Annotated in this window: 2 protein-coding genes; both read left to right on the plus strand. The window is 71.6% G+C overall.

Annotation, left to right across the window (positions count from 1 at the left end; genetic code table 11):
• The coding region (locus tag ROTAS13_RS27630) for a hypothetical protein (RefSeq protein ID WP_371329403.1) at positions 1 to 469 on the plus strand (469 nt) is incomplete at its 5' end.
• Positions 470 to 657: 188 nt separating this feature from the next.
• A partial coding sequence (locus tag ROTAS13_RS27925; protein WP_216348756.1) for a hypothetical protein occupies positions 658 to 844 on the plus strand: 187 nt, incomplete at its 3' end.

The following is an 844-nucleotide window of genomic DNA, read 5'->3' on the forward strand; positions in this document are numbered from 1 at the left end:
AATGCTGACGTCGAGACTTGTGATCAAGAGACAGCCCGGGCGCGGCCGCTTCGATGGCCAGGCCGCCTGCATGCTGGTCCAGGCCCTGCGCCAGCGCGGCTTCGGCGCCGGGATGCTGCCCAACGCCGCCCTGCGGAAGCCGGAGCCGATGACCACCGCCCCCGGCGGCACGGTGCGGGCACTCTGCCTTTCCGTGGTGGCCGGCGGCACCAGCGGCGCCAGCCTGCGCTACGCGGTGCTGCGCCTGCGGCGGGACTTCCCCGCCCTGCCGCTGGTGATCGGGATCTGGGGCGAGGCCGAAGCATCGCAGGAACAGGCCCTGCGCGACGCCCTGCCGCCGGAAATCCTCGGCGACGGTACGGTGCGGTTCGTCCGACGGCTCCAGGACGCGCTGGACACCCTGCTGCAAGCCAGCCCGGCAACACGGAGCGCCACGGAAGCACGGGAAACCCAGGCCGCGAAACCCTGACCGGAGGACGGCTCTCCAACCTCCGGCGTTGCGCTGTCCCGGGGGACAAGGCTCCGCCTTTTCCCCCGGCCCCCTCATCCGCCAGGACCCTGCGGGCCCTGGACCCGGTGAGTCGGTTCTTCCTGTGATCGGACCGCGCCGGGAAGCGTGGCTTCCCGGCGACTGCCGGTGCCACGAGCGCGGAGCCGGTGTTCCTTATCTTTCCGGGAGCCCCGCGTCTCCACCTGCTTCCAGGGATCAACCCACAGGCTCACGTCACCCACCGGCACCAGCTCGGGCCCGGGGTCCGGGGACCGGCTTCGGTCCCCGGCGGAGAGGGGGTCCGGGGCGAGCTGTCTCTTGATCACATCTACGCACAGCTCCACCGTAAGGCGA

This window comes from Roseomonas sp. TAS13, assembly GCF_001950415.1.
GTDB classification, from domain to species: Bacteria; Pseudomonadota; Alphaproteobacteria; order Acetobacterales; family Acetobacteraceae; genus Roseomonas; species Roseomonas mucosa.